The sequence below is a fragment of the Clostridium sp. 10cd* genome, from assembly GCF_044336395.1.
Taxonomy (GTDB): domain Bacteria; phylum Bacillota_I; class Bacilli_A; order Erysipelotrichales; family Erysipelotrichaceae; genus Clostridium_AQ; species Clostridium_AQ innocuum.
Window position 1 is genome coordinate 3,851,982 of record NZ_CP172347.1, and the last position, 24,060, is coordinate 3,876,041.

The 24,060-nt window shown below is 44.7% G+C and carries 24 protein-coding genes; 5 read left to right on the top strand and 19 right to left on the bottom strand.

Annotation, left to right across the window (positions count from 1 at the left end; translation table 11 throughout):
* Nucleotides 1-136 precede the first annotated feature (136 nt).
* A complete protein-coding gene (locus tag ACG3M1_RS19205) occupies nt 137-502 on the top strand; it encodes a VOC family protein (protein ID WP_008816707.1) in 366 nt (121 codons plus the stop codon).
* Between the two features lie 647 nt (nt 503-1,149).
* Here the strand turns inward: ACG3M1_RS19205 and ACG3M1_RS19210 are convergent.
* The 3 genes from ACG3M1_RS19210 to ACG3M1_RS19220 form a co-directional block, all read right to left on the bottom strand.
* Nucleotides 1,150-2,586, bottom strand: a complete 1,437-nt coding sequence (locus tag ACG3M1_RS19210; protein WP_224721004.1) for a hypothetical protein — start codon at nt 2,584-2,586, stop codon at nt 1,150-1,152.
* Nucleotides 2,587-2,667: 81 nt separating this feature from the next.
* Nucleotides 2,668-2,790: a hypothetical protein gene (locus ACG3M1_RS19215; RefSeq protein WP_256292708.1), complete on the bottom strand. Its 123-nt coding sequence runs from the start codon at nt 2,788-2,790 to the stop codon at nt 2,668-2,670.
* A 96-nt stretch (nt 2,791-2,886) separates the two neighbouring features.
* Nucleotides 2,887-3,018 (bottom strand): hypothetical protein, encoded by a 132-nt coding sequence (locus ACG3M1_RS19220; protein ID WP_008816705.1) that lies wholly within the window; start codon nt 3,016-3,018, stop codon nt 2,887-2,889.
* 369 nt (nt 3,019-3,387) lie between these two features.
* On the opposite strand from ACG3M1_RS19220, the gene ACG3M1_RS19225 reads away from it, so the two are divergent.
* Entirely contained in the window at nt 3,388-5,121 is a 1,734-nt protein-coding gene (locus ACG3M1_RS19225; RefSeq protein WP_008816704.1) for a GNAT family N-acetyltransferase, read from the top strand.
* Nucleotides 5,122-5,353: 232 nt separating this feature from the next.
* On the opposite strand, the gene ACG3M1_RS19230 is transcribed toward ACG3M1_RS19225, so the two are convergent.
* Nucleotides 5,354-5,806 (bottom strand): nucleoside 2-deoxyribosyltransferase, encoded by a 453-nt coding sequence (locus tag ACG3M1_RS19230; RefSeq protein WP_008816703.1) that lies wholly within the window; start codon nt 5,804-5,806, stop codon nt 5,354-5,356.
* 492 nt (nt 5,807-6,298) lie between these two features.
* Here ACG3M1_RS19230 and ACG3M1_RS19235 point away from each other — a divergent pair, with 492 nt between their 5' ends.
* The gene (locus tag ACG3M1_RS19235) at nt 6,299-7,978 is read left to right on the top strand and encodes a plasmid pRiA4b ORF-3 family protein (protein ID WP_008816702.1); all 1,680 of its coding nucleotides are present in this window, start codon (nt 6,299-6,301) and stop codon (nt 7,976-7,978) included.
* Between the two features lie 527 nt (nt 7,979-8,505).
* On the opposite strand, the gene ACG3M1_RS19240 is transcribed toward ACG3M1_RS19235, so the two are convergent.
* Together ACG3M1_RS19240 and ACG3M1_RS19245 are read right to left on the bottom strand one after the other, a co-directional pair.
* Nucleotides 8,506-9,309 carry a helix-turn-helix domain-containing protein gene (locus ACG3M1_RS19240; RefSeq protein ID WP_008816701.1) on the bottom strand — a complete coding sequence of 268 codons (804 nt, stop codon included), beginning with the start codon at nt 9,307-9,309 and terminating at the stop codon, nt 8,506-8,508.
* 1 nt (nt 9,310) lies between these two features.
* Nucleotides 9,311-10,156, bottom strand: coding sequence for a DegV family protein (locus tag ACG3M1_RS19245; protein ID WP_009270562.1), 846 nt, complete (start codon nt 10,154-10,156; stop codon nt 9,311-9,313).
* A 444-nt stretch (nt 10,157-10,600) separates the two neighbouring features.
* Between ACG3M1_RS19245 and dat the strand changes: the two genes are divergently transcribed.
* Both dat and ACG3M1_RS19255 read left to right on the top strand, forming a co-directional pair.
* Nucleotides 10,601-11,458, top strand: a complete 858-nt coding sequence (gene dat, locus ACG3M1_RS19250) for a D-amino-acid transaminase (protein ID WP_002605809.1) — start codon at nt 10,601-10,603, stop codon at nt 11,456-11,458.
* Nucleotides 11,459-11,522: 64 nt separating this feature from the next.
* On the top strand, nt 11,523-13,949 hold the full coding sequence (locus ACG3M1_RS19255; RefSeq protein WP_100933769.1) for a PRD domain-containing protein: 2,427 nt from the start codon (nt 11,523-11,525) through the stop codon (nt 13,947-13,949).
* 344 nt (nt 13,950-14,293) lie between these two features.
* Here ACG3M1_RS19255 and ACG3M1_RS19260 read toward each other — a convergent pair whose 3' ends face one another.
* The 13 genes from ACG3M1_RS19260 to ACG3M1_RS19320 all read right to left on the bottom strand — a co-directional run bounded on the left by ACG3M1_RS19260 (nt 14,294) and on the right by ACG3M1_RS19320 (nt 23,578).
* Entirely contained in the window at nt 14,294-14,923 is a 630-nt protein-coding gene (locus ACG3M1_RS19260) for a ketohydroxyglutarate aldolase (RefSeq protein ID WP_009270564.1), read from the bottom strand.
* 1 nt (nt 14,924) lies between these two features.
* Nucleotides 14,925-15,812, bottom strand: a complete 888-nt coding sequence (dapA, locus tag ACG3M1_RS19265; RefSeq protein ID WP_008816697.1) for a 4-hydroxy-tetrahydrodipicolinate synthase — start codon at nt 15,810-15,812, stop codon at nt 14,925-14,927.
* Nucleotides 15,809-16,420 (bottom strand): SIS domain-containing protein, encoded by a 612-nt coding sequence (locus ACG3M1_RS19270; protein ID WP_002605813.1) that lies wholly within the window; start codon nt 16,418-16,420, stop codon nt 15,809-15,811. Before ACG3M1_RS19270 ends, dapA begins: the two co-directional genes overlap by 4 nt.
* A 12-nt stretch (nt 16,421-16,432) precedes the next feature.
* Complete coding sequence (locus ACG3M1_RS19275; RefSeq protein WP_008816696.1) at nt 16,433-17,332, bottom strand: YitT family protein; 900 nt, start codon at nt 17,330-17,332, stop codon at nt 16,433-16,435.
* Nucleotides 17,277-18,440 carry an alanine racemase gene (gene alr, locus ACG3M1_RS19280; protein ID WP_224721005.1) on the bottom strand — a complete coding sequence of 388 codons (1,164 nt, stop codon included), beginning with the start codon at nt 18,438-18,440 and terminating at the stop codon, nt 17,277-17,279. The genes ACG3M1_RS19275 and alr overlap by 56 nt, the downstream gene beginning before the upstream one ends.
* 101 nt (nt 18,441-18,541) lie before the next feature.
* Nucleotides 18,542-19,384, bottom strand: a complete 843-nt coding sequence (locus tag ACG3M1_RS19285) for a PTS system mannose/fructose/sorbose family transporter subunit IID (RefSeq protein WP_009270565.1) — start codon at nt 19,382-19,384, stop codon at nt 18,542-18,544.
* 2 nt (nt 19,385-19,386) lie between these two features.
* Nucleotides 19,387-20,148 (bottom strand): PTS mannose/fructose/sorbose/N-acetylgalactosamine transporter subunit IIC, encoded by a 762-nt coding sequence (locus ACG3M1_RS19290; RefSeq protein WP_002605817.1) that lies wholly within the window; start codon nt 20,146-20,148, stop codon nt 19,387-19,389.
* A gap of 71 nt (nt 20,149-20,219) precedes the next feature.
* The gene (locus tag ACG3M1_RS19295; RefSeq protein ID WP_002605818.1) at nt 20,220-20,693 is read right to left on the bottom strand and encodes a PTS system mannose/fructose/N-acetylgalactosamine-transporter subunit IIB; all 474 of its coding nucleotides are present in this window, start codon (nt 20,691-20,693) and stop codon (nt 20,220-20,222) included.
* Between the two features lie 48 nt (nt 20,694-20,741).
* A complete protein-coding gene (locus ACG3M1_RS19300; protein ID WP_002605819.1) occupies nt 20,742-21,212 on the bottom strand; it encodes a PTS system mannose/fructose/N-acetylgalactosamine-transporter subunit IIB in 471 nt (156 codons plus the stop codon).
* Nucleotides 21,213-21,225: 13 nt separating this feature from the next.
* Nucleotides 21,226-21,663: a PTS sugar transporter subunit IIA gene (locus ACG3M1_RS19305; RefSeq protein WP_002605820.1), complete on the bottom strand. Its 438-nt coding sequence runs from the start codon at nt 21,661-21,663 to the stop codon at nt 21,226-21,228.
* Between the two features lie 376 nt (nt 21,664-22,039).
* Nucleotides 22,040-22,363 (bottom strand): hypothetical protein, encoded by a 324-nt coding sequence (locus ACG3M1_RS19310; RefSeq protein WP_395814421.1) that lies wholly within the window; start codon nt 22,361-22,363, stop codon nt 22,040-22,042.
* A 46-nt stretch (nt 22,364-22,409) separates the two neighbouring features.
* Nucleotides 22,410-23,096: a M20 metallopeptidase family protein gene (locus tag ACG3M1_RS19315; RefSeq protein WP_395814424.1), complete on the bottom strand. Its 687-nt coding sequence runs from the start codon at nt 23,094-23,096 to the stop codon at nt 22,410-22,412.
* Nucleotides 23,060-23,578, bottom strand: coding sequence for a M20 metallopeptidase family protein (locus tag ACG3M1_RS19320; RefSeq protein ID WP_395814426.1), 519 nt, complete (start codon nt 23,576-23,578; stop codon nt 23,060-23,062). The genes ACG3M1_RS19315 and ACG3M1_RS19320 overlap by 37 nt, the downstream gene beginning before the upstream one ends.
* Between the last annotated feature and the right edge of the window lie 482 nt (nt 23,579-24,060).

Genomic DNA, 24,060 nt, shown 5'->3' on the forward strand with positions numbered 1-24,060 from the left:
CGTGTGAGGTATCCGGTGTTGACCGGATACCTTTTTGGACTTGCAGAAGCTTATGACTACAGCATTGTTTTTTTGCACTACTCTGTTCATTCCTGAAAGAACACGGTATAATACAGAGGTAGACGGAGGTGGAAATATGGCATTTCGCATTGTACACTGTAATATCAATGTAACTGATTTGAATAAAAGCATCGCCTTTTATGAGCAGGCACTGGGACTGCAGGTCGCCAGAAAGCTGGAGGCGGAGGATGGAAGCTTCACGCTTTGTTATTTGCAGGATGATACCGGCAGCTTTCAGATTGAGCTGACCTGGCTCAAAGATCATCCGCAGCCCTATGAGCTGGGCGAGAATGAGAGTCATATCGCTTTTGCAACAGATGATTTTGAGGCAGCGCACAGACTGCATGAGGAGATGGGCTGTATCTGCTTTGAGAACAAAGAGATGGGAATTTATTTTATTCATGATCCGGATGACTACTGGCTGGAGGTTGTTCCGGCATAGGAACTTGTTTGGATATACGTAAACATCTGCATTTTTTTGCAGGTGTTTTTATATGCGGTTATCGATGAATTCCCGGTTGTTTTTCAGTGAATCCCCTGAACAGAGCCGCACGGTGACCGCTCTTTTATTGACACAGACAGGCGATATTTCTTCCTTTCATCATAGAGGTATCCTTTAAAGAAAGAATAAGTTCATAAAGCCATAAAATTTTAGGAGTTTACCCCTTTTCATACGGAATTGCAGATGGAGGATGCGGCAGTCTATCTTCTGGAATGCGATACGTAGGATGCTGTAAAAGCCAGGCTTACGAATACAACGTCTGCATAATGAACATATGAAAAAGCTGAGTCCTGTATCGGCTTCAGCTTTTTAGATAGTGCGATTCTTTGTACAGTGAACGTGAAGCCTACTCTTTGCTTTCATAAATGGAAGCAGCGCAGATCAGCTGACACCGGATCATTTTTCTGTTGCCAGGTTTTTAAAGGGCTGTGTAGGCAGAGCCCCCTGCAAACATAAGCATTTTGCCGGTAGCACTGTATACCTGCTTTCAGTTCCTGAAAGAGTATATGCATGTATGATCATTTCCATATCATATGGTGTGTCATTTGCAAAGCACATTTCTACAAATTTTCATTTTGCATGAGTATCTACTGTCGTGCTCTTTTTCTTTTTGCGGATACTGCCGCCATACCTGCACCGGATGTCAATAAGGTAACCAGCAGCAGACCCGTGGAAGTCGCATCCGCTGTATTTGGCGCTTCCTCCTGATTCGTTTGCGTGGATGCTTCCTGCTTCTTATCACCTATGGTAAACTTTGTTTCTGCATAATTTCCGTCATGATACGTAAAACGTACCGTGTAGCTTCCCTTTTCCAGCGTATTCAGATACTCCGGCTTCAGGGTTAACACCGTGCTTCCGGATGTGAGTGTATAGTAATCACTACTGAGTGCACTGCCGTTGATAAAAATACCATACAGATCTCTCAGCTCTCCGGAACAGATCAGCTCCAGGGGCTTATTGCTTCCCATGATATAGGTTTGGTTTCCTTTCGTGATCACAGGTGTTTTCGTTCTAGCTTGGATAAGCCATGTACTGCCGGCAGGATCAACCTTCAGGATTCCGTTATTGGAATTGGTGATGTATTGATCTTCTATCATGATATCAATGGAAGCATTGCTTAATTCCGTCGGTTTTCCACAGAATTTTATTTGCATTCTCGTATCGCCTTTTGCTACTCCATCCGCTGCAATCACCCGCATTCCTTTTGGTAAAGAGTAAAACCAGGAGGAAATATCGCTGCCCTTTGCCAGTTTATGGAAGGCTGCATTTGTCAACGTAATCGTGCTGTAGCTTGCAATTTCTTCATTTACATAACCGGTAACTTTGATCCTATCCAGCGTTCCTCTTGCCTCGGTAGAAGCTGCTGTACCATAAACCTCAATCGTGGTGTCTTTATGAATATTCATGATACTGAGGGTATACATCGTTTTCTCATCGGCAAATGATCTCATGGCACGCTTTTCACCATCGATGACAGCATACGGCACGGATTCAAATGCTGTTTTCTCATCTGCATTCAGTGTAAGAATTACATTATCCAGTGGGGTGACTCCTTCATTTTTTTCCAATGTGGCAGTTGCATTTTTTAAGTTATCAGTATTCAGAATCAATTTGGAAGAAGTCAGTACGACTGCTTCCCCCTTCACTGAAATCATGTAGGAATCAGTGACATCGCCGTATATAGAGACGTCATAGTTATAAACCATGGCGGTACTATCACTTTTCCTTCGTATTGTTACGTTGCTGTTATCGCTACGAGCAAGCGGACTGTCCGTAAAGTAATATCCGTCCTTCGCTCTGACAGTCAGGGTAAGCTTACCATCGGCTTCTGTCTTTAAGGTTGCGTCCGCATTTTTCAATGCCGTTGTGTCCAGTGATGCCGCAGGTGCTGCCTTCTCCTGTGCTGTAAGCGGTGTCTCGGCACTCACTTCATCCGCATGGATGCTTACACCCCCGCTCATCATGAACAGCATGGCCAGCGCCATACAGGATGCTCCTGTTCTTTCCAACAATCTTCTTTTCATATCCTTGTCCTTTCCGACAGCTACTCGCTGTCTGATCGCATCTGTTTTCCGTATCAGGTGTTGTATGAAGCTACAGTCTGCTCAGCGCTCTTCTTTATTTATATAGAACTGCAATACCGGCAGCGGAAACCGTAAATGTGCAAAGCAGCATTCCAGCGGAAGTCGCAGCTGCTGTATTCGGTGCAGCGGCATTCGTTTTTTCATTTGGTGTCACAGCCTTTTTATCATTTTCCACCCGGATGGATGCCTTGCGCTCATGTCTTCATCCGCCTTTATCGAGTCCCCTGTATGCTCCTGTTCCTATGTTGTGCCTTTTGCCCCCTCATCCGCCTGTACCGGATTGTCATTTGCATGAAGCAGTGACATCGTACTCAGCAGCATACCGGCCGCCATGGCATATCCGCTACTCTTTTCATAAAAGCCCTCATACATGGTTTCTCCTCTCTTAGAAAAACGATGACGCTTTTGACATCACAGTTCCCCATGTGAATGTTTAAATGCAACATACCCTGATAAAATTCTATATATATCATAATATCTCAGAAGAATAATAGCGATACAGCACGCCCTTTCTTGAACAAATCTTGAACAATTTATCACACAGAAGTCACGTTTTGCCAATATAAAGTACGTCTGCATGCATATCCTGAAAAATCCGCTTCATCATAAGAAGAGATGGATTCTTTCGAATCATTGCCGTGCGGCTGTATCACCGAAGAACAGACAGGTAAACATTCCTTGTGCAAACATCTTGAAAATTTAGTGTTCTGGTCCTATAATGTACAGGAAAAGCGAGGTTCTATGAAAAAACTAACACTGGAAAACTGGCAGGAGCTGCAGCCGTATATTGCACTTGCCGATTATCATGAATACAATTCCAATACCGTGACAATGCTGATGTGGACCAGCATGTATGAGGTCTATTTTGAAACTTATCCCGACTATGCCATCGCCTATACCTGTATGCCGCACCGTGAACCGGTCTGGCTGATGCCATATTGCACAAGGGATCATCGTTTTGAGGCTGTTCATTCGATCCGCACCTATTCTCAGAAGCATGGAATCGCCTTTGAAATTCATTCCATGACCAAGGAATTTAAAAACTGGCTGGTGGATACCTATCCGATGGAATTCCTTATATGGGACTGCTATGACGCAAGAGATTATGTCTATGACCGCAGGCAGCAGGAAACATTGTCCGGTAAAAAAATGCAAAAGCGCAGAAATCACTTCCACGCCTTTTTAAAGCAGTATGAAGGACGCTTTGTTTACCGGCAGCTTGATGAAAGCACCAGAGAGGATGTCTATGCCTTTCTGCGCTACTGGCAGTCCTTCAAGGATGTGGATGACAGCATATCCGCCGAGGATACCGGAATTCATCTTTTGCTGGAGCATATAAAGGAGCTTCCGATCGAGGGCGGCTGTATCTATATTGACGGCAGACTGGAAGCATTTAACATTGCATCACGGCTGTCGAAGGATATGATTCAGATTCATGTGGAAAAAGCGAACCGTGAAATTCGCGGTCTGTATATCGCAATTCTAAAGCTGTATCTGGAAACACTGGAGGAGGACATCGTGTATGTCAACCGCGAGGATGATATGGGACTGCCCAAGCTGCGAAAGGCAAAGACGGATATGCAGCCGGTATGTAAAATTCAGAAATTCGGAAGCGCACATCAGGCGCTGAAAATACAGCAGGCAGATGCTGCCTGGACAAGGAAAATCCGCTCCCTGTGGGAACAGCAGTTTCAGGAGGAAACGGCAGAAAGCACCCAGTTTTATTTTGAGCGCCTCTACCGTGAGGAAAACTGCCTTCTGCTGGTCAGTGAGGAGGAGCTGATCTGCATGCTGCAGCTTCGCCCCATGACAATCGTTCTGGATGGAAAGGATGTCCGTGTACCGTTTGTTGTAGGAGTCGCCACCAATCCGGAGTATGAAGGCTGCGGCTATATGGGGATGCTGCTGCGGTATGCCTTAAAGACGGTACAAGGGAAGGCTCCGTTTGTATTACTACAGGCTTATAACTGGGATTTGTACAAGAGCTTCGGATTTATTGAGCAGTATCAACGGGTTCGCTGGAAGCTGAAAAAACAGAGTGACGCTGCCGACGGCGGCACATGGAAACAGGTAGAGGATGCACAGGATCTCTTAACCCTGTATCTGTACTTCTGTGAACAGAAAAACGGCTGGCGGCGACGTGATCTGGCATATTATAAGAATCAGTTTCTTCCCAATGCGGCAATCTGGAATCAGAAAATCCGCGTCTATTGGGAGGATAATCAGCCAAGGGGATACATCGTACAGGAGGATTCAGCACAGGAGCTCCATATTCGTGAGTGCATCTATGCGGATGAGGAAGCCCTGCAGCATATGATGCGGTATTTGGCACAGGAAGAAAAAACGGTTTATGTCGATCTGGATACAGAGGCACAGGTGGAGGGCCGCAGGAAGCCGGAAACCTGTATGATGGTAAAACAGCTTGACAAGCAGACATTTCCACAGGATTGCCTGTTTATTCGGGAGGAATTGTAAACAAGCTGCCTATGCCCTTATTATGAATGCAGAATGACTTATCTCCTCGATCTGACACTGTGCCTGCCGGAAGCCAGCAGTGCAGGAAGCCGGACAATCTGTGCACATAATTACATAGGCTTTTGAAAAAACAGCAGAATTGCTGTTCATCTGAAGAAAAAGGAAATCTCAAGCCAGCCTTTATACGGCATGGAAAGGGATTTCCTATTTTTTTGCTTACAGTCTGATTTTCTTACGCTTCCTTTAATAATTCTTTCAGCTTTTCCACAGCCTCCGCAAAGCTACGCACAAAATATCCGTGCTTTAGGATTGCACCCAGAACATAATGGTTCATCCCCATCGTCGGTACTGCATAGCAGTTGGCAGACTGCAGACGGATATCACTGTTGATACCGATAATAATTTTGGTATCCGATTTGATTGCGATTCCCAGCTCCACCATGACACCGGCATCCTCATTTGTCAAATCCGCTATGAAGATATCACACGCTTCCACAGCCTGTGTATCTCCCTCATAAATCATTTCCGGTGTCGGCAGGGATTGCTTGTTTTCGTTAAACGGCTGATCGATCGGATTGAAAATATCCAGCTCTGGAAATTCTCTTCGTAACATGACCCCTTCCGCTTTACGCTGGGCAACCTCTGCCTCATTAAACAGCGACCCTGCTACATAAACCTTTAACATCTGCATCACTCCTCATCTTTTCAAACTGCATTATACTATAGGATGCAGCTGTCCGTAAACGAAAACACCTTCCTGTTTTCTGCGTGACTGCCGCCTCATAACTGCTATAAAATTGCTCATAGCATTCCACTATCTGCCTTTTTTTGTGTATTGTGCTGTTTTATGTTAGCTGTACCGCTGTCAGCTGCTTTCTTCTAAAAAGTATATGGCAAATATGCGCAGTTGCTTATTCCTCCTGCTTTTTTTATACTATATACAGGTCATGACCTACTGCCTGGATTTTCCGCACGGACGCCGTCTCCTTCCTTTTACACGTGTGGAAAACCCGGCAGTTCAGCAGTGTTCAGGACTCTATTTTGCAGAAAATATGTTTCTTTTGGACTTCCTATGTATATCCTGTATATTTTTTCATCAGCATATGTAAAAAAGTGCGCAAATTGCATAAAACCTATAAGAAACATGATACAATAATTTAAAGGAAGGTGGTATTGTATGAAAGGCTATCAGCTGAAAATCACCCTGAAGGGTACATCGCCTCCCGTGTGGCGCCGTATCTGGATTCCGGCAGATATGACATTCCGAAATCTGCATGAGGCGATTCAATATTTATTTGGATGGATGGATTATCATTTATACGATTTTGAAATTGCCCGGGAGCATGTGAAGATCCTGTGCGATGATGGAGAAGCCTTTGAATTTGAAAGAGATACGGTTTTTAAGGATATGGATACCCCGCTGCATACCTATCTGAAAGAAAAGATGAAGCTTGTATATACCTACGATTATGGAGATAACTGGGAACATGTCATTCTGGTTGAAAAGCAGAGTGAGGAGGCACAGTCCCAGATAAAGCTTCTGAAATGGAAGCAGGATAATCTTGCGGAGGATGCCGGAAATGTGGACGGCTATCAGGAAATCGTTGCGAAAGCGGCAGATGAAACAAACGAAGAGCATGAGAAAATGAAAAACTGGCTGGAAATGCAGCATATTCCCTTTGATGAGGAAATGGTGAGGGAGGATCTTGCCTCCATCACGCAGGAGGATATGTATTTCACATTGAGTCCGGAAGCCGGAATGGTTCTTAATGAAGCACTTGCCGCATTCATCGACCAGCTGGACAAGATGGAGCTTTGCGGTATGAGTCTGATAACAGCAGATGATCAGGAAACAAAAAAGGTGCTTGTAATCGCTCAGTATGAGGAAGGCTATAATATGCAGCTGTACGAGAATGAGACGGATTATATGCGTGGCGTGGAAAGTACACCTGAGCTGCCCGGCTATAATCTGTATGCCAACGGTGTAAGCATCATCTGTCTGGATCAGGGCTTTCAAAGGGGAGATGGCTGGGTAAGCGAGGATGGAACCTGTATTGTCAAAATCATGCAGACAGGCTATCTTCCTATGGATCCGGATGATGAGGCGGCTTATGAAATTGCGAATGACCTGCACGATTTTCTGGATATCCTGCAGTCCTGCGGCCACCGCAACCTGCCGGATTACAACGAGGGGCGAATGCTGTCGGGTATATGGAAAAAGGATGGCACGCTGGATATCAGTTATCCGGAAATCCGAATGCTGAATGAAAGCATCACACTGCATTTGCAACCGGATCAGGCTGCTCTGCTGAACAGGAAGAAAAAAACGATCAGGGAGCTGCAGGTCGATCTGATTGCGGATTTGTTAGAAACAGTAGCAGATATCCGCCTGCCCCTGTATCTGACTCTTGAAAATGAAGATTATCAGCTGAAAATACCGCTGGATGATGAGAGCTATCGCGGTTTTGAGGAGATGAGCAGAAGTGTCGTATCCTTACTCTGTGGATTTATGGAAGAGTATGGAAGGATTACCACACTCATCGTTAATAATGATAATATGGCACAGATGCTCAGCGGACTGTGTGAGGATTTATCAATAAAGCTGCGCATTGAAGACTTTATGAGTGAGGCACAAAAGCTCATGATGGAGGAGGACCTGCACCACGACTTTGAAATGCTGAATACGCTGGCAGGTATGAGTGAGGAGGAATTTTATCAGTTTCTCGATCAGCTCGATGAACACCAGCTGGAAGGCTTCAGTCAAATGATTGAGCAGTACATGGACAAATACGGACTGGACAGTGAGCATGACAGCCCGCTGCCGAAATTAAAAGCAAAAAAGCACTTCGATGCCTGAGTATTCTGTACGCAGAAGTCCTGTGACTGTCGAGAACAGAAGAAATGAAGCCAAGCCTTTTGATAAGAACAGAACAGTAAAAACGGAAAGCTGTATACATAGCATACGGCGCCTGCTCTTCTTATGCAATGCATAAGGTATCTTTCAGAGTGTTGAAAGACATACAATTGTCACAAGAGTCTTATCCATTTGGTTATCATAAAGATTACATAAAAGGATCAATTCCATCGCTTTTATGAAAAGAAAACGATGAATCTGATCCTTTTTGCTATGCATGAGCTGTATCTTTTCCATCTTTAAGCAAGGATTCATAATCAGAGTGCTTGCTTTGCTGTTCCTATAAGATAATAAGACACCTCATGTTTGCTTTCCTACGCTGTGACTGCAAATATTGTTCAAGATAAGGCATTGAAGAAAGAAAAGAAGGAACACACCGATGTTCAAATGCGCATACCATAAGCACTTTTTTCATGCTCGCGCTCAGCTTCCAACCGGCATTTGCATGTCATCATCTGTTTGAGAATTGTTTAAAACTTGAAGCTCTCATTATAGTAATCCTGCAGCTGCTTTTGATATTGCTGTGGGGTCACATTACAGATTTCACGAAAATCATGAATGAAATGTGCCTGATCATAAAAGCCGCACTGCTGGGCAATGGCAGTCAAAGTAAGCTTTTGTTCCTTCAAAAGACTAACAGCCTGATTGATGCGCTGTATTTTCTGTATGGTTTTCATACTGCAGCCAAGGCGCTGCTGTACCAGACGCTGCAGATGCCGGCGGCTGTAGCCGAAGCTGTCCATTACATCGGCGATACGCGTCTTAGCGGAAAGTCCCTGCATAAGAGCTGCCATTGCATCATCCTGTTTGTTCATCATGGAGAGAAAAATGGTATCGAGCTGCTGAAAAAAGGACGCTTCCCCTTCTGCCTTGTCATAGGCTTCCATAATCAATGCATGACATCGGTGATTCACCTGCTTCAGCTCGATGCGCATATCACGATACGGATATTGGTCTGCCAAGAACAACGCATGGGAGCCCGAGGGACGAAATTCCACAAAATACTGAACCTGATCCTCCCCCTCCTCTTTCCAGACGGTCACCATTCTGGTTGTCGGTCCCCAGTATTTTAAATCCAAACCGCTATCCTGCTTCATATTCATGACAATACAGCCGCTGATATCCGGAACCAGATGCAGCTGCTCGGTTATCATGTAGTGGCTGTGGCAAATCGTATAGTGTGCAATATATGGTCGCAGCAGGGGGTGCGGCAACAGATACGTATGCGTATCCGTTTTCCACAGACAATCCTGAATATCCTGCTTCAACTTCATACTATTTTTCAATATACTGTATCGCGATACAGTCCAGACCCGTATGCGCCGCAATTACGGCACTGATGGTATTGATTCTGATTTCTAGGCGGCTGTTTCTCTCCAACAGCTGTCTGCGGATATCCTCCGCTTTTTCCAAACAGTCGGAATGAATCACATACACATAGCCTTCTCTGCCTGCCAGCTTTTCACTAATCGTATCCACAGCATGAGCAGCTGCCTTTTTCTCTGTACGCACCTTTTCCAATACGTCGATTTTTCCCTGTGTGGAGGGATCGATGATAAGCACAGGCTTGATTTTCAAAAGACTAGCCGCTGCGGCTGCCAGCGGGGTCAACCGGCCTCCCCGTTTCAGATGCTGAATATCATTCGGCAGAATCAATGTTCCGCTCGTCCTGATCAGCTTACTCAAAAGCTCGCTGATTTCGGCACCGCTTTTTCCTTCATCTGCATATCGTTTTGCCAGCAGTGCTTCATGTCCCTGCAGATCACAGGTTGTAAAATCCTCGATATGAATGACTGGTATACCAATCTCTCTTGCCATTACCTGAATGGTGTTGAAGGTCGATGAAAGACCGGATGATAAGGGAACCGATACGATTTCTTCATAGCCCTGTTCCTTGATTGTACGTAGTGTAGCCTCGATAACACTGCCCACCGGCATACTCGTTTTCGGAGTATGCTGTTTACGCAAAGCTTCATATAATTCTTCCGTACTGATATCCACACCATCCTGATATGAGTGTTCCTCATCAATTACCTGTAATGGTAGAAGGAATATCCCATGCTCCTGTGCCTGCTGAATCGTCATAGCACTTCCGCTGTCCGTTAATATTGCTGTTTTCATATCCTGACACCTCTTTCATAAACTTACTTATTCATAACACACTCCTATTTTACACCAAATTACTCGGAAATGAAAATTAAAGTTTGTTTTGGTCTGTGAAAGAGAAAGCATATAAGCTTCTTAACTAAAAATTTCATGAAATCGTGTAGTTTCTATAAGAAATTATCACACACCGAATGCTGTTCATTTGTTTCGACACAATTCTTCTGTGTACTTTACTGCTTTCATACATACACACTTTAGCGAATTCTTCTGTTATCGTCTTTTCCTGCAGCTTGTTCTACTGCACACTCATGACCACTGTGTATTTTTCTGTCATTTTGACAATCACTCTCGCTTGTCTTATGATATGTACGTGAGATAGCAATCACGTTCGATCAAAGTGTTTTATTATCTGTGGTGGAAAGGAGTACAGATATTCCTTATATCTGATAGTGAAGCAGCATGAAATATTTATGGAAGGGTTCCTTTGTGGACAAGGAGGATATCCACATCGATCTGCATGATCGCGGGTATCAGTTTGGAGATGGTATCTACGAGGTAACACATGTTTACAATGGTGTGCTATTCGCACTGGATGAGCATATCGACAGATTGATAAACAGCGCTGCCTTTATCGAATTAAATTTGCGGCATACAAAGGATGAAATCGCTGCATTCTGTAGAGGACTTGTAGAACAGAATCACATCGAAAACGGGTATATTTACCTGCAGGTAACACGTGGTGATGGAACGCTGCGCAATCATGGATTCTCCATGTATGAGGAGCAGCAGCCGGTATTCTGCGGTTTTGCGCAAAGCAGTACACGCAGTGAAGAAAAGATGGTCAAGGGGGCTGATGCGATAACAGTGGAGGATCGCCGTTCTCTTATGTGTAATGTGAAGTCACTGAATCTGCTGCCAAACTGTCTGGCCAAGCATGCAGCACAAAAAAAAGGTGTCAGCAAGGCAATCATGGTGCGTGACAATATCGTTACAGAGGAAAAGTCCGGCAATATCTTCATCGTAAAGGATGGCATAGTTCTTACTCATCCCAATGGCGGAAAAATTCTTCCGGGTATTACGAAACAGCTGATCATCGAGCTTCTCCATCAGCACAATATTCCGGTATGGGAAAAGGAATTTAGCGAGGAAGAGCTGCTGCATGCGGATGAGGTCATGGTAACCGATACCAACAGTGAAATTGTTCCTGTTATCAAAGTCAATGATATCATTATCGGGAATGGTGCACGCGGTGAAATAACCAAAAAAATCCAAATGCTCTACAAATCCCTAATTGAAGAGAAATGTGGTAAACTGTAAGTATGTAATCACTACGGGGAAGAAACGAAGCAATGTTTCTTCCTTTTTTCCATCTGGAGGGTTTATGAAAAAATCAAGAAGAAGTCAGCTTCTGCAGCATATTGCAGAAATCACATCCATCGCTATTGCGAATAAAGAATATACTGGTATCAATACCGACGCCTTTACCATCAGTCTCGATCTGAATCTTGACCGTGCTAATGTCAGTCGTATGCTGAATGATCTGTGGCGGGAAAATATTCTTATCAAAATACAGGGACGCCCCACCTTTTATCTGCACCGTAAAACACTGCTGAAGCGCTATCCCAATTCCTATATACCAGCGCTCATACCTAAAAATGAAGAGCTTGCCACTTATCTGGAGCACTCGCTTGTACTCTCTCAGGAAACAGCGAAGGAAGCATTTACCAGTTGCATTGGGCATTCCATTCGGGAGAGTATGTATCCCATCATTGAGGACATCAAGGTCTTTCTCACCTATCCACAGACCATGCGCTCCATCATGATCTGCGGTCCGCACAAAAGCGGAAAGCATCATCTATTACGCTGTATCATGCAATATCTGAAAATTGACACAGAACAGCTACTTCATATTGACTGCGCAGCAATCGCGTTAGGAAAGCTGACAATTTCTGACATTATGCAGCGAATCGATACAAGCCTTGATCAGGAAAAAAGCAACATCATCCTGTTTGAAAACCTGGATGCACTCACGGAACTCCCTGCAAGCATTACGACGATGGAAACCTTGCTCCGCTTTTATCAGCGAATGGCAGAGAGCAATGAGCTGAACCTGCTATTTCTTGCCGTGACTGCAATGAATGAACACTTTCTACAGCTGCAAAAGCTGTTTCAGAAGGTATATGAGCTCCCTGATTTGAATAGCAGAACATTAAAGGAAAAGTATGAGTTTGTGTTGCATTTTATGCAAAATGAAGCAGATGCAATCGGTAAGACGATTTCTCTATCCTCCTCCATTCTAAATTGCTTTGCGACTGCATGCTATCCGGGGAATCTACAGAATCTGAAGCAGGAACTGCGACACGCCCTTTCCTATGCATACATACAATCCTCACAACAGCAGGAAACCTTTATCACTATTGATTATCAGCATCTCTCAGATGAACTGCTTGCCAGTATCCGCAATGTATCCGATATACTTCCCATCATAGAAAGCATTACCTCCACACTGCAGGAAAAAAATCACTTTCTGATTCCGGAGACAGAATGTATTCCCCTGCAAAAGCTGCTGCACAGCTGTATTCAGGAGGATGGTATCCTGCAGGCATTCACACACCGGGAGCCAAGACTGTCCGAATACTGTAAGCAGGAGCTGCGCAATGCCGCAAAGCTGGAAATCAATCAGCTGTATTCACTGTCATTACAGAAGATACGGGACTGCATACAGCAGGTTTTGGATAAACATGCCTTCACAATACAGGAAAAGCAGCTGGATAAGCTGTGCATACGTATAAACAATCTATTTTCCATATTGAAGCATCACTCCTATTCCACCGCGTTCGTCCCCGATATGGATATGCAGGATACTGCTATACAATTGCTTTGTGAGGAAATATGTGAAGCATTAAAACAAACCTTTGATAGAAAGCTTCCGGATATGGAGCAGTTGTTCATGTATTGTTATCTGTTGTATTCCAGAGAGCATCACATAAAGGGCAGCATCGCTGTTTTGGTTGCCTGTCAGTGTGAGGGAATTGCTGAAAAATATGCCACCCATGTAAATACTATGAAGTATCAGGTGAAATGCCGGTACATTGATGAAACTGGTACAGCATCCACAAGAAATCTGACAGCCTTTCTCAGTACCGTTGTGGATAAGGTAAGGGAAATTGATGAGGGAAGCGGTGTTGTCATCATTACCGATTTTAATCCTCTGCTTGATTTTGATTCCGAAATTCGCAGCAGTACAGATATCGAAACGGTAACGCTTTCCCCAACCTCACTGCCGCTTCTGATTCAGGTGATGAATATGGTGAACAATCCATCTATACAGCTGGAGGATATACGGAATTATGACTATGGAACCGCCCTGCAGATACCGCAGAGCGATTCGACAGGCTATGGTATTGAGATACAGAAAACGCTGGATGATGTAGCGGACAAAATTCTATCAGAATCTCTTGTATTCCTGAATCCGAAGAAAGCTACAATGGCATTGTTTCGAGTATTGATGAAAATTTATGAGGATCTCGGACTAAATTATACTGATGAAATATCCATCCGTTTTATTTTCCACAGTGCGTTTATGATTGAGCGTGTAATTCGTAGAGAACCGTTGATCTATAAAAATACAAACAGTATCATTTCCACAAACCGTGAGGTTTATACTTCCATTGACCGCAACATGGAGCTGGTGAATGATGTATTCGGTATCAGCATTCCATCCAGTGAAATTGCACGACTTTCTGAAATTTTTGTTGATCTTATCAATGGTTGTGAACAGGAGGAATGTAGGACAGGCATTGATTGATACCAGGCAAAGCCATCATAATCATCTCATATCGCAATGCACTTATTGTTTCGATATCAACTATCATAGATCATTCTAAGGCGATTCCTGATAAGCACCAGTAAAAGGCTGATCCTGAAAAGTCAGCCTTTTATCTTCTATTTCTGTTCGTATCATCACGTTTTAAATACGTTTTTTATTACTACCAACACATGATAAATGTTTCCTTATTGCAGGTACTGCAGACCGCTTCTGCTTGATTCTTAACCTTAATACCGTATAGGCAGCATATTTTTTAAAATCAATGCAGCATAATCAAACGCAGGTACTACATGGAAAACAGGATGCATCTCTGCACCCTGTTTTCATTTTCTATAAATATCAATAATGCGGCGTATTTCCGCTGCATTATTCGCGATTTCCGCTTGTGTCCCATTTGTAAGCAAGCCACCGAAGCCTACACAGGAAATCCCGTTTTCCAGCCACTCCTCTAAATTATCAAGACTTGCACCGCCACTTGCCATTAACGGCATTTCCGGAATCGGTGTTTGAATGATTTTCGCAAGCTGCGGCCCATAGAAATTGGAAATCGGAAAGGCCTTGATATAGGAGGCACCAACCTCTAACGCCTCCAGCATCTCTGTAATGGTCGTACAGCCTGGTGCGTATGGTATCTGATAGCGATTGCACATACGCGCGACCTCTCTGCTGAAATTCGGAGCAATGACGAATTTCGCTCCTGCCAGAATTGCCATACGGCAGGTTTCCGCATCCAGTATTGTTCCGGCTCCGACTAGCATAGTCTTTCCAAATTCATGATTCAGTGCCGCAATGACATCTCCTGCATTGGGGAGTGTATAGCTGATTTCCATCACATCAACACCACCCTGCAAACAGCCTCTTGCAATTTCCTTTCCCCGTTCAATACTCTCTGTACGAACGATTGCCATAGCACCGCATGCCTCCATACGGTTCACTATATCTGCTTTAAACATATTACATCTCTCCTTCCTGCACATAGTACTGCAGCATTTCCCGAATTTCAGCCAATACAGCCTCATTCGGCATAATGATTGGTTTTCTGCATTCTCCAGCCGCTATTCCAGCCATATTCATAGTAGCCTTTAATACCGACGGTATACTCCCCAGCTTCAACACCTTACGCAAAGGCTCGATCTTTTCCTGCATCATCTGTGCCTCTGCCAGCTTTCCTTGTTCAAAATATCTAATGATAGCCACATCAATATCGGTTAGCAGATTACTGGTAGCCGCCACTGCCCCCTTTGCCCCCAGCTTCAATGCCTTTAGTATCAGGGAATCACTCCCACTGAGGACGGCAAATTCCATCTCCCTTGTAAGCTCTATATACTGTTTAATCTGTTCGATATTACCACTGCTGTCCTTAATTCCGACAATATTATCATGACACGCAAGTGCTGCTGCGGTTTGCGGTTCAATATTGTTTCCTGTATTTTTAGGAATATTATAAAGTATAATCGGTATGTTAACAGCATCTGCGACCGCTTCATAATGCTGTAATAGCTCCTGCTGGCTCAGCGGTACAAGAAACGGTGTAATTACACTGAGTGCAGTAATACCCGTCTGTTGCAAAGCCTGCGATAGCTCGATAACCTCCTGTGTGGAATTGCCGCCGCTTCCTGCATACACAGGAACTCTGCAATCAGCATATTCTACCACCATTGCGGCTAGCTTTACTTTCTCTTCTCTGCTTAAAACATGAAATTCACCGTTTGTTCCCAATATAAATATTCCATTAACCCCCTTTTGAATGAGACGTTCCACCAGCCCGCGTACCGCTTCCTCATCAATACTGCCATTTCTCATCGGTGTGACCATTGCAGTTATCAATCCTTTAACTGTCATTGCTGTTCCTCCCTTCGTGTGCGTTCACCAAGACTTCCTCCCGGATGCCATTTTAAATAATCCTTTCCGGTGATATTTTTACGATATTGCAGCAGAACGCTGAGACTCTGCAGCACAAGCAGCTCTACCAAAATACTGGCTCTCGGCGGTTTATTAAGACGATCGCCTTCCTGCTCCACATGAGCATACAGCTGTGCATCACTGTTTGCATACAGCCAGGAATCAGTATTTCCACAGACTGCAATGATTACGGCACGATTTTGCTTCAGCGTCGTTACCGTCTGCTTCAGTTCCGCAGTATTCCCGGAATTGCTGATGACGATGACCACATCCTGCTCGGCCACCTGACCGGCACTTCCATGAACCGCCTCTGTACCATCCAGAAAATAAGCCGGTGTGCCGGTTGACGAGAGCAGAGATGCAGCATAGCCTGCAAGATGCGCAGGCTTTCCGATTCCCGTCACATGAATACGACAGCCTTTCTGTTCCGCTTCCTGAATGAGATTTCCAGCCATTTCCAGCTGCTTCATATCATATGCTTTCACCGCCTCGTGCAGTTGCGCCTCCGCAAGCCGCATAAAGCTTTGTATTTCTTTTATATGCTCCATACTTCCTCCTTTTTATACAATCTGTTTCCGAAAGTTTCCATATACCTGAATTTGTGAGCTGACGATTACAAACGCTTCCGGATCTGTTGTCTGAATCAGCTTCACCATATTCTGCATCTGATCCCTTGTCACGACACTGAGAAGGATTTCCTTCTCGGCCTTTGTATATGCACCAAAGCCGTTCCAGCAGGTGATTCCGCGCTCACTGTAAGCAAGCAGACGCTGACGCAAAAGAGCACTGTTCTCTGTAAAAATCATCAGCTCAACCTCAATATTTCTTTTATGGATACGATCCACGGCAAACGACAGCAGTGTAGAGTGGATCATAGAATACACAGCTGTTTGGAAATCATAAAATAGTAAACAGAGCAGATAGACGGATGTATTCACCAACATATAAATACTGCCAACGCTTCCCTTGTTGCTCTGGGAAAGATAAATACCAATCACGTCAATGCCTCCTCCGCTTCCCTTTCCATTAAAGATCATCACTGTACCAATCGCACATAAGACAGAGCCCACAATGACAGCAACCAGCGGATCCTGCAGGAGCAGCTCACGCTGCACAGGTATCAAAGATAGCATCAGGCTCTGCACAGCAATCGTCAGCAGCGTCATTACGGCAAAGCGCCTGGATACATAATGAAAGGCAAACAAAAAAATGAGAATATTTAAAAGAAAATTGATGATACCGGCAATATCAAAGGGAAACTGCATACCGCTGCATACCGTTATGAAATCTCTGAGCAGCTGAGCAATCCCCATGAAACCCGCACTATACACCTGTACAGGTATCAAAAATATATTCAACGATATTGCAAACAATACTGAACCCAGCAAAACCTGCAGGATATCCTTAACAGTTTCCTTCGTCATGTACATAAACCCGTTGAACGCGTTTCCCCATTCCACAGGTAACCTCCACCGCCGTTCCACCGGTTTCCCGTCCAAGCAAATTGGCACTGATGCGCTGTGTTCCCTCACTGCCCAACACTGTAATGGTATCATTCACCCTAACATCTGGGATATCAGTGATATCGACCATCATAACATCCATACAAATTTTACCAAGAATACGTGTGCGTTTACCGTGTACTAATACATACACCTGATCCGAAGCATACAGACACCGGGAATATCCGTCCGCAAAGCCCAGTGATACAACAGCGATGCGCATTGGCTGTGGGGTGATAAAGGTTCTGCCATAGCCGATGCCTTCTCCCTGCTTTACATCACGTATTGCATAGATGCGTGCTTTCCAGTTGACAATCGGTTCCAGCTTCAGATATTCGATATCCGCATCCGATCCCAGTCCATACAGATACAGTCCCACCCGCACCATATCCAGATGCATTTCCGGATTGGTGAGCGTTGCCTTGGAATTGCAGCAGTGACGAATACCGGGATCTATATGATCTTCTTCAAGACGATGCAACATATCACAGAACAGCTGATACTGCCGAGCAAGAAAGGCTTCATCCTGCAATGCTTTACTGCCGGCAGTTGAAAAATGTGTGTAAATGCCGGTAATCTGTAGCTGTGGCAGTTCATATAATGTCCGCACTTCTTTGTAGGCCTCTGTAATACGCTCCTCCTCGCATGCGATCCCCAAGCGATGAAAGCCGGTATCCAGCTTGATATGCATAGACAGGCGAAGCTTTTTCTGTTCACACAGCTCTGCAATATGCAGAGCATATGAATAGGATAGAGCACTGCAGGTGATATTCTTCTGTGCTGCCTCCTCTATATTGCTGTCATCAAGAAAGCCGAATACCAGAATGGGAGTTGTGATGCCCTGATCACGCAGCTCTCTGGCCTCATAAAAGGATGCTACCGCAAACCAGTCACTCATATCCTCGATTGCTTTTGCGATACGGACTGCCCCGTGTCCATAGCCATCAGCCTTCAGCACAGCTAACAGCTTGGTATCCTTTGAAAGCAGAGCTCTTACTTTTCTTGTATTTTCTTTCAGCTGTTGCAGATTCACCTCTGCATAGGTGCGATAAGGTAATACCTTCATATATTGTTCACGTATGAAGCATGTAAGATACGCCTCATACCTCTCCTTTCCTTCGCCTTTTTGAAAAAATGGATCAATGCTGTGCATAGACCCAAATTACATTAGAATATTCCAATCAGTACACCGAGCGCACATACAGCAGCCAGAATCAGTATGATTTTTACTGCGGATACCTTTTTGTTAAGAAGATATACAGAGAGCAGAACCATACTCAATGGCAGTATGTTTTTTAATATCACATCCAGCACATCCGCCTGCAAGGCAATCTTGCTTCCCTTCCCCAGAACAAATTCAAGCGGTGAGCTCAGCGTAACATAGCTGGCAGCCAGTGCCCCAAGTGTAATTCCACCCAATGTGGAGGTCATAGTTGTAATCCAGTTCAGCTTACCACTGGAGAAAATTTCCTGAATACCTTCTTTTCCTGTATGATAAGATTTCTTAAGGAGCCAGATGGCAAACGGCCAAACGATCGCTACCAGAATACCCTCTAAAAGGAAAGGCGCAATCAGATTACCTGTCTGACCGATACTGATACAAAAGGCAGTAACGATTGGCGCAATGGTACCGGCACGAACGGAATCTCCCAAGCCTGCCAGCGGTCCCATCAGACCTGTTTTTAAAGAATTGATTGCTTCATCGCTGATAGGTGCTCCATTGGCACGCTCCTCCTCCAGCGCCAGTGTAATACCGTGAATCGCAAGACCGCAATAAGGCTCAGAGTTATAAAATTGCATATGCCGCTTACAGGCAGCTGTCAGCTCTTCCGGATTATCCCCATACAGCTTCACCAGCACCGGAGATATGGCATAGAAGAAACCGGGAGCCTGCAGCCGCTCATAGCTGACACTCGCTTCCTGAAAAAACACCCATCTCCACCAGACCTTCATGAGGTCTTTATTGGTAATTCTCTTTTCCTGTTTTACTTCATTCCTTATTTCTTCCATGATTATTCACCTGTCCTTTTTGAAGATAGATCCGTATAGAAATAGGCAATGATGATTGCAAACAATGCTACAACGATCATTGAGAATCCCTGATAGGTCACCATCAGGAAACCCAGCAGAAAGAATAGAATAACCGATTTCTTGGACATCAGCATACGCAATGTCATCCCGATACCAACAGCAGGCAGCACACCCCCGATGACCTCCAGCATATGAAGTGGCATACCGGATAGTGAATCAATTGCGGTTTTTGCAACATCTGCACCAAAGTATACGACCAGTGCCACCGGAATGGTCATCAAAAACGCAGTCGTAATCTGTGGCGGCCATACATGCAGAAAGTTCATCCGTTTCACATCACCGGTTTCTGCTGCCTTATCCATCATGTGAACAAAGATACAGTTTTTCGTCATGTGTACCGTCCAAAGCAGATTTCCCAAAAGACCTATCGGTACCGCCATGGATACTGCAACCTCCGGAGAAGCACCACTGGCAAGAGCCAGAGCTGTGCCCACGATACCTGCAAGCGCAGAGTCAGTCGGCATCGTACTGCCGACCATGATCACGCCGATAAACGGAAGATTGATAGCAGAACCGATGATCAAGCCCTGCACAGGATCCCCCATAATCAAACCGACAATCGCCCCGTTTACCAGCGGCTGACGGACATAATTCCCCATGAATGCTGTCAGCCATGGCGTACCACTCTGACACAGGAAGTATAAAAACCCAATCAGAATCGCCTGAATTACATTTATATGCATACGTATTCCTTACGGCTGTTAGCTATACAGTATACAGCCGTTTCTCCTTTCGTTTCAAATAATTTATTGTATTAAAGATATTTCCCTAAATCCTCAGCCTTTTCCGTAGGAACGACCTGTACCTTCATCATCAGCTCCATCTTTCGAAGCTCTCGAAAAACCTCACGTTCCTCATCAGAAGCGGCAATATTTTTATAAAGCTTGCTTCTTCCGGCTTTCATCCCCATACCCCCGACATTGAGATATTCCAGCTTTACGCCGTTGTTCAGCAAAGTCAGAATTACCTGCGGTGTTTTGACCAGAATCAGAATTTTCTCCCCTTTTCCATCCTCCTTTAGATAGGCTGCAGCATCTGTATCATTGAATACCTTCAGGGAAATCGTTGATGGTATTAGTGATTTCATCATCATGACCACAAAGGTATCCTTGCAAAGCTCGTTGTCGATAATAACAACCTCATTGGCATCACACTGCTTCAGCCAGGCAGTCATGACCTGTCCGTGTATCAGACGGTCATCAATTCTTGCAAATACAATTTGTTTCATAATTCTTCTCCTTTACGTTGTGCGAATTCTTCCATTCCCACGATTGACTTACAGCAGCGTGTCCAGAGGAATCCCTTTTTCTTCCGGAACAATCTGTATTTTTACCGATATACCGCTGTGACAAAGCTTTTTTAATACTTCCAGTTCTTCATCCGATGCACATATATTCTTGTATAGTACCTTTCGGTTTTCCCTTGCCCCCATACCGCCGATGATGATTTCATGAAGCTCGATGCCTCCCTCCAGCAACAGATAAAAGGTTTGCGGATATTTTGCCAGTAAAACAAGTCCGGCACCGTCATAATCTCGTAGATATGCAATTCCTGCTTTTGTATCCAGCACCTGTATCTGAATACCTCTTGGTACCACCATAGTGATAAAGGAACGGATGAAGGTGTCGTGATAGGTTTCATCATCGATAATCAGAATATTTTTTGATTTTACAAAGCGTACCCAGGATGTCATCACCTGGCCGTGAATCAGTCTGTCATCAATTCGTGCCAATAGAATATTGCTCATAACGCTTCTCCTTTTACTGAATCATATCAGTATTAGAAACCTTGGCGAATTCTTCGAAAAACTCCTGAATTCCTTCCTTTCCGGCATTCTGTGCCATACGACTGATTGCATCAAGACCAAGGTCCTGCATGCGTCCGCTTAAGGCTTCCAGAATCATTGGCAGATTAGCGCCTGACATAATTCGGTATTCATGTTTTCCCTGCAGAGCGCGATAGCTCATTGTTGCCTGGTTATAAGGACTTGCCAGCAGCAGATCACAGAATACGACCACACCGTCACCATCATCCAGCTCGACGATTTTATCAGTGAGTTCTTTTCCGAAGACATCGATGCTGGTTTCGTGCAGAATGGAAATCGTATCAATACGTTCCTGTTTTCCCGCAATCAGCTCAATGCTGTCAAGAATTCCTCTGGCAAAGCCTCCATGGGTTGCAATTAAAAATCCAACCATGCTTCCTCCTGACTAAAGTAATCAATTACTTTGTATATTCCTATGTGTTCTATAGCACGATGCAAGATAGCAAGCGTCCGATCAAGAAAGCGATTACATCTGCTACACTCATAGTTTAATCATCTCCTTTTCCGCTGTCAAACTGCTCAGCTTTTACACAAAAATGGAATGTGTGGTCGTGAAAGTACTGTTATTTTTGCATGCATTTTATCATCCGTAATTACTGTGTAATCATAATACAGGTAAAGGACACATAAAGAAAACAGAGGAACACATATCTTCTTCATGTGTGTGCTTTAACAGGAAGCAATCTACACTATTTTTCTTTTCAAAAAGCAAAAGTCTGCAAAAAAAAACGGGAAATTCCCGTCGCATTCTATGATTTATTATCTAACCTTATATTCTGATGAAACCGATCCGGCAGCTCTTCTGCCTCATGTGCTTCCTGCAGCATTTCCACATATGCCGCAAAGGCTCGTTCAGCAGACTGATAGATACCGCTCTTTCGGATGATATTCGCCGGGTATGCCCCCTCGATCAGCCAGTATTCATTCCCTGTATCACTCTCCAGAAACCATACCTCGCTATCGCCCGCTTCATCCGCAAAGCTTTCCACATACATGATGCTCTCCACAGTCTCCGGCTTCAAAATCCCTTCCGCATAGCTGCGCAGCTGTTCCTTCTTCACTGTTTCATTCATAAACGCTTCCCTCTTTCCTTAGTTTCTGTTATCTTATGATCTCTGCTTATGCCAGATACTGCAATGCATATCCCACAAAGACAGCCAGTGACAGCAGCATGGCATCCTCATCAATATCAAACTGTGCATGATGATGCGGCATTCCGGTATGACACGATTGAGAATTTCTGGAGCCGATAAACGCATAACAGCCCGGCACATGTGCCAGATAATCGGCAAAATCATCCGCCTGCATCATTTTCTCCTGATTATGAATTACCCTATCCTTACCAACCACTGCCTGTGCAACCGGTGTGAGTTCTTCAACTACCTGATAGTCATTGATCAGGGGTGCCGCAAAATCCCGGAATTCCACCTGAGCACTACCACCGTATAAGGAAGCTGTCTGCTGTGCAATCTCACATACCCGCTGATTGATATTGGCTCTTGTCCGGGATGAGAAGCTGCGTGTTGTCCCCTCCAGCAGCGCTTCCTTTGCCACAATATTATACTGCGTTCCGGCATGCAGCGTACCGATTCCGACAACCGCAGTATCCAGCGGAGACAGGGAACGCGATACGATGGACTGCAGATTTATCACGATTTGTGATGCGATATACAGCGCATCAACGCCCTTTTGCGGAGTGGACACATGTGCCCCTTTTCCCTGCACAACGATACGGAAATAATCACAGCTTGCATTGATTGGTCCCGGTGTCAGAGAGATTGTCCCGACATCCAGACTGCTGCACATATGGGCTCCAAAGATACGATCGCCCCATCCAGACATCCTTCCCCGATAAAGGTGCGTGCCCCCTGGCCGATTTCCTCTCCCGGCTGAAAAAAGAAACGGATTTCACCGGCGAATTCATGCCTTCGCTCCTGCAGCAGCTTCACCGCATGCAGCAGTACCGCTGTATGGGCATCATGGCCGCACGCATGTGCATACCCGGAATTCACACTGCGATAGCTTTTATCCAGCAAATCCTCCATGGACAAAGCGTCCATATCCGCACGCAAAACAAGAACCTTTCCACTTCCTTTTTCTCCGCTTATGCTGGCAAAAACCCCGGTTTCTCTGATTCGGCGGTGTGCAACGCCAATCCGCGTCAGCTCCTCCTCTATTTTTGCGGCTGTCTCATATTCCTTCATGCTTGGCTCCGGATGCATATGAAACCAGCGGCGAAGTGCAATCAAAGACTTCTGCTCTTTTTTTATCCACGTATCTATCTGCATACCTGCCTCCTGTAATCCTTTGTTTTCTGTCATTTAATCGACTGTCGAACGAGCTTCCGGCTGTTCTGTACAGCGAAGAAGCCGTCTTGCGTGATAAAGCTTATCGGAGTTCTTTTCCTTCTGAATTATAAACGTATGATGGAAAAATGGCAAGTCGTGATTCTGCACAAGCGCATCAAACAATACTGTGTCTTTTCCTATACGCTCGCGTAGCAAAGGCTTCCGCAGGAGCTTTTATTCCACAATGCCAGCTAAACATGCCGTGTGCAACATGGCTTTCCACACGTAAAGCCAAAGCAGCGAACGCATAAAAAAACGATTTATATTTGTATAATTACGCAGGAATGTTAAAATAAAGAAAAGGATGATTATCATGAAAAAACAGCTACGCACGTATCCTAAACCATACATCTATACCCTGTATTCACCACATGCACCGCATGAGGCGCTTCTCTTTTACAAACGGGACCGCCGGAAACAGC

Bases quoted from the DNA above. Each gene is read 5' to 3' on its own strand.
- ACG3M1_RS19205 (WP_008816707.1), top strand. From the start codon at position 137: ATGGCATTTCGCATTGTACACTGTAATATCAATGTAACTGATTTGAAT.
- ACG3M1_RS19210 (WP_224721004.1), bottom strand. From the start codon at position 2,586: ATGAAAAGAAGATTGTTGGAAAGAACAGGAGCATCCTGTATGGCGCTG.
- ACG3M1_RS19215 (WP_256292708.1), bottom strand. From the start codon at position 2,790: ATGAAAAAACGAATGCCGCTGCACCGAATACAGCAGCTGCGACTTCCG.
- ACG3M1_RS19220 (WP_008816705.1), bottom strand. From the start codon at position 3,018: ATGTATGAGGGCTTTTATGAAAAGAGTAGCGGATATGCCATGGCGGCC.
- ACG3M1_RS19225 (WP_008816704.1), top strand. From the start codon at position 3,388: ATGAAAAAACTAACACTGGAAAACTGGCAGGAGCTGCAGCCGTATATT.
- ACG3M1_RS19230 (WP_008816703.1), bottom strand. From the start codon at position 5,806: ATGTTAAAGGTTTATGTAGCAGGGTCGCTGTTTAATGAGGCAGAGGTT.
- ACG3M1_RS19235 (WP_008816702.1), top strand. From the start codon at position 6,299: ATGAAAGGCTATCAGCTGAAAATCACCCTGAAGGGTACATCGCCTCCC.
- ACG3M1_RS19240 (WP_008816701.1), bottom strand. From the start codon at position 9,309: ATGAAGTTGAAGCAGGATATTCAGGATTGTCTGTGGAAAACGGATACG.
- ACG3M1_RS19245 (WP_009270562.1), bottom strand. From the start codon at position 10,156: ATGAAAACAGCAATATTAACGGACAGCGGAAGTGCTATGACGATTCAG.
- dat (WP_002605809.1), top strand. From the start codon at position 10,601: ATGAAATATTTATGGAAGGGTTCCTTTGTGGACAAGGAGGATATCCAC.
- ACG3M1_RS19255 (WP_100933769.1), top strand. From the start codon at position 11,523: ATGAAAAAATCAAGAAGAAGTCAGCTTCTGCAGCATATTGCAGAAATC.
- ACG3M1_RS19260 (WP_009270564.1), bottom strand. From the start codon at position 14,923: ATGTTTAAAGCAGATATAGTGAACCGTATGGAGGCATGCGGTGCTATG.
- dapA (WP_008816697.1), bottom strand. From the start codon at position 15,812: ATGACAGTTAAAGGATTGATAACTGCAATGGTCACACCGATGAGAAAT.
- ACG3M1_RS19270 (WP_002605813.1), bottom strand. From the start codon at position 16,420: ATGGAGCATATAAAAGAAATACAAAGCTTTATGCGGCTTGCGGAGGCG.
- alr (WP_224721005.1), bottom strand. From the start codon at position 18,440: ATGAAGGTATTACCTTATCGCACCTATGCAGAGGTGAATCTGCAACAG.
- ACG3M1_RS19285 (WP_009270565.1), bottom strand. From the start codon at position 19,384: ATGGAAGAAATAAGGAATGAAGTAAAACAGGAAAAGAGAATTACCAAT.
- ACG3M1_RS19290 (WP_002605817.1), bottom strand. From the start codon at position 20,148: ATGCATATAAATGTAATTCAGGCGATTCTGATTGGGTTTTTATACTTC.
- ACG3M1_RS19295 (WP_002605818.1), bottom strand. From the start codon at position 20,693: ATGAAACAAATTGTATTTGCAAGAATTGATGACCGTCTGATACACGGA.
- ACG3M1_RS19300 (WP_002605819.1), bottom strand. From the start codon at position 21,212: ATGAGCAATATTCTATTGGCACGAATTGATGACAGACTGATTCACGGC.
- ACG3M1_RS19305 (WP_002605820.1), bottom strand. From the start codon at position 21,663: ATGGTTGGATTTTTAATTGCAACCCATGGAGGCTTTGCCAGAGGAATT.
- ACG3M1_RS19310 (WP_395814421.1), bottom strand. From the start codon at position 22,363: ATGAATGAAACAGTGAAGAAGGAACAGCTGCGCAGCTATGCGGAAGGG.
- ACG3M1_RS19315 (WP_395814424.1), bottom strand. From the start codon at position 23,096: ATGTGCAGCAGTCTGGATGTCGGGACAATCTCTCTGACACCGGGACCA.
- ACG3M1_RS19320 (WP_395814426.1), bottom strand. From the start codon at position 23,578: ATGCAGATAGATACGTGGATAAAAAAAGAGCAGAAGTCTTTGATTGCA.